Annotated in this window: 4 protein-coding genes; 2 read left to right on the top strand and 2 right to left on the bottom strand. The window is 71.8% G+C overall.

Translation table 11 applies throughout. The features are described 5' to 3' along the window. Positions 1–132: 132 nt before the first annotated feature. Entirely contained in the window at positions 133–1,809 is a 1,677-nt protein-coding gene (locus ACFV4G_RS43250; RefSeq protein WP_380449119.1) for an RICIN domain-containing protein, read from the bottom strand. Between the two features lie 258 nt (positions 1,810–2,067). Beyond that, on the bottom strand, positions 2,068–2,307 hold the full coding sequence (locus tag ACFV4G_RS43245) for a chaplin (protein WP_329929030.1): 240 nt from the start codon (positions 2,305–2,307) through the stop codon (positions 2,068–2,070). Between the two features lie 228 nt (positions 2,308–2,535). Here ACFV4G_RS43245 and ACFV4G_RS43240 point away from each other — a divergent pair, with 228 nt between their 5' ends. Then, complete coding sequence (locus ACFV4G_RS43240; RefSeq protein WP_380449117.1) at positions 2,536–2,787, top strand: chaplin; 252 nt, start codon at positions 2,536–2,538, stop codon at positions 2,785–2,787. A 236-nt stretch (positions 2,788–3,023) separates the two neighbouring features. Then, positions 3,024–3,296, top strand: coding sequence for a chaplin (locus ACFV4G_RS43235; RefSeq protein WP_380449115.1), 273 nt, complete (start codon positions 3,024–3,026; stop codon positions 3,294–3,296). The last annotated feature ends 15 nt before the right edge of the window (positions 3,297–3,311 follow it).

The raw sequence follows: 3,311 nt of genomic DNA, 5'->3' as shown, positions 1-3,311 counted from the left end.
GGCCCCCCCGCCGCCCCGGGGCGGGGGGCGGGCCGCCCCCCCCCCGCCCCCCCCCGGGGCGGGGGCGGGGCCCGCCCCGCGCCCGCCCCCCGGCGGCGGGCGGACCGGGGCGCGGCGGTGTCTGCGGCGGTGTCAGCCGTGGAGGTAGACGATGCCGAGCTTGGTGAGCTGCCAGAGCTGGTCGGCGGCGCCGGTGTCGGCCGCGAGCACGACGAGCGGGTTGCCCTGCGCGTCGCGGCCGCCGCCGGCGGTGAGCACCTTGCCCTGGTCCTGGGAGTCGGCGACCGTGTAGCGGCCGCCGCCGGCCGGCTTGAACACCCAGTGCTGGTTGCCGCCGCCGTTGCAGCCCCACTGCTGGATCCGGGTGCCGACGGCGACGGACGCGGCGTCGGCGTCCAGGCACATGTCCCGGTTGCCGCTGAAGTCGAGCTCGTAACCGCCGCCCGCCTTCGCCTCCAGGACGAACGACTGGTTGAGCCCGCCGGTGGCCGGGTAGCTGATCGCGGCGCGGCCGTTGGTCGCGTCGCCGTAGGTGCCGCCGCCGGTGAGGTCGAGCGCGTTGCCGGTGGCCGCGTTGGTCAGCTGGTACCAGGCGCCGTCCTCGGGGCCGTCGCCGAACGGCTGCCCGGGGGTGAGCGGCTGGATGGACGTGGTGTTCTGCTGGTTGAGCGTGCAGTAGGCCTCCGCCTGGTCGGGCCGGGCGAAGAACTGGCCGAGGCAGACGCCCTCGCCGCGGTAGCCGGCGACGCGCAGGTGGTACGACTGGCGGACCATGTTCATGCACAGGCCGGGGATGCCGATCTGCGAGTCGCAGCCGTTGCGCGCCCACTCGGAGAGGTTGATGACGTCCCCGTTGCTGTACTCGTACGGGGAGCTGGTCCACTCGGCGCAGACCTCGTGCCCGAAGGCGACCCGCCGCTGGTCCAGGTACCGCACGCCGGGCACCTGTTCGGCCGCCGAGCGGAGCGCGTCACTGAACGTCGGCACCACCCAGTTGTGGCCCCAGGCCAGGTCCTCGGGGAAGGCCGGGCAGCCGTCGGCGATCTTGCCGAGGTAGTCGTTGCGGCGGATGTCCGGTGTGATCGGGTTGAAGTACGACTGGTAGACCAGCTGGTACGAGGAGTCCGCGTAGCCGGCCCGGCGCATGGTCTGCCGGATGTTCTGCAGCGCCGCGACGACCTTGGGCTGGACGCGCTTGGCCCGCTGGGCGATGTCGGCGCTGCCGATGGTGTCGCGGCAGCCCTGGCTCTTCGGGATCGGGAAGTACTGCGCGAGGCAGTGCATCATGATCCCGCTGAAGTCGAAGTCGTCGTTGGCGCCGATCGTGACGACGACCATCTTGACGTCGTACTTGCCCGCCGCGTCGGCGAGTTTGACGTCCTGCTTGGGCTCGCCGAAGTCGCCGCTGCCGCCGCCGGTGATCTTGGCCAGCTCCGGGTCGCTGACCAGGTCGCCGGTCTGGGCGCCGGAGCAGGCGAGGTCGATCGGGGTCACCCCGGGGATGTCGGTGACGAAGACCTCCGACTTCGGGTGCCGGTGGCAGTAGTTGGTGGGGGTGTCGGTGTCCGGGAAGTAGCCGTCGCCGGTGTCGGTGCCGGCGCCTTCCCCGGAGATGGCGCTGTCGCCGAGGGCGACGATCGCGGCCGGGCGGGCGCCGTCGGCCGCGGGGGCCTGGTCGGCGAGGGCGGCGGGTGCGCCGGCCAGGCCGAGAGTGGCGACGAGGGCGCTCACGGCGAGAAGTGCGCCGTACGGGGAGCGGCGCGCAACCGTCCGGGTTCTGCGCGCCGCCGACAGTCGTGACCTGATCACACGCGACTCCTTGCGGGGGGGTGGGGACCGCCCGGCCGGGGGCGCCGAGCGGCGCGGAGCAAGAACGCGGAGCAGAAAGATGAGCAGGTCTCACATTCTAGGTACTGACAAGTAACGCAACAAGGCTTGTGACAGCAGCGGAAGTTGACGCTCCGCGGGCCGTCGCGACGCCCCCGGACATGCGAAAGAGCCGCCGCCCGCACCCCAGGAGGGAAGCGCGGGACGGCGGCTCGACACCCGGCCGAACCGGGTGCGGAATCAGCCCAGGTTGGCGCAGTGGTTGCCGAACGCAGGGTTCAGCGCACCGATGACGTCGACCGAGTTGCCGCACAGGTTGACCGGGATGTGCACCGGGATCTGGATCTGGTTGCCGGAGATGACACCGGGGGAACCCGCGGCGACGCCCTCGGCGCCCGAGCTGGCCATCGCGGAGCCCGCGCCCGCGGCGACGATACCCACCACGGCGGCACCGACGGCAGCCGTCTTCTTGATGCTCATACGAGCCTCCTGACTGTTCAACAGAGATGCACGGGGAGTGCGACAACTAGAACGAGACCCGTCGGGAGCGGTTGCGAGCGCACACGCCATGTCACCCGTGTGGCGCAACGGTGGCGGTACCCGGCATTCGGGTGATCACCGGACCGGACCGTTTCCCCTCGCGCCCTGCCTCGTTCTCCCTGGCGGAACACGCTCCACTCAGGCCCCTACACGAATCGAGTACCGCCCATGCGCAAGCTAGCCCACGGCGTCGCCGGCACCGCGGCCACCGCCGCCCTGCTCGCCGCCGGTGCCGGCGTCGCGTCCGCCCACCACCTGCACGGCGCGACCGCCGAGGGTGTCGCGGCCGGCTCCGCCGGCGTGGTCTCGGGCAACTCGGTGGAGGTCCCCGTGCACATCCCGCTCGACGTGTGCGGCAACTCGGTCGACGTGGCGGGCCTCCTGAACCCGGCGTTCGGCAATCACTGCCTCAACGCCTGACCGGGAATTCCTCCTGGTCGCGCCTTGCCCCGGACCTTATCCCGGCCGTGCGGGAAACCGTCCGCGAGGCGCCGAGAAGCGGCCACCGCGGCCACGCCCGAGCCATGGGCGGAACACGCCGGTGTGCGCCGACGGAGTGACAAACCACGGCAATCCCAGAAGCCAGCGGGCGAGCATTCCTGCTCGCCCGGCTCCCGACATTCGCGATCCGTCGGGCAGAAAACGGAGGAAATAACATGCGCAACCTCAAGAAGGCCGCCGTCCTGACGCTGGCCACCACCGGTCTGGTCCTCGGTGCGGCCGGCGGCGCGTTCGCCAGCTCCGGCGCCCAGGGCGTGGCCGCCGGCTCCCCCGGCGTGCTCTCCGGCAACCAGATCCAGGTGCCGATCCACATCCCGCTGAACGTCTGCGGCAACACCGTCAACGTCATCGGCCTGCTGAACCCGGCCTTCGGCAACAGCTGCGCCAACGTGGACATGCACCCGCACCACGACGCGGACGACTGCTGATCCTCCGGTCGGCAC

The organism is Kitasatospora sp. NPDC059747 (assembly GCF_042732955.1).
Taxonomy (GTDB): domain Bacteria; phylum Actinomycetota; class Actinomycetes; order Streptomycetales; family Streptomycetaceae; genus Kitasatospora.
Note: the sequence above shows the minus strand (reverse complement) of the source record. Positions and strands in the feature narration are given on the sequence as shown.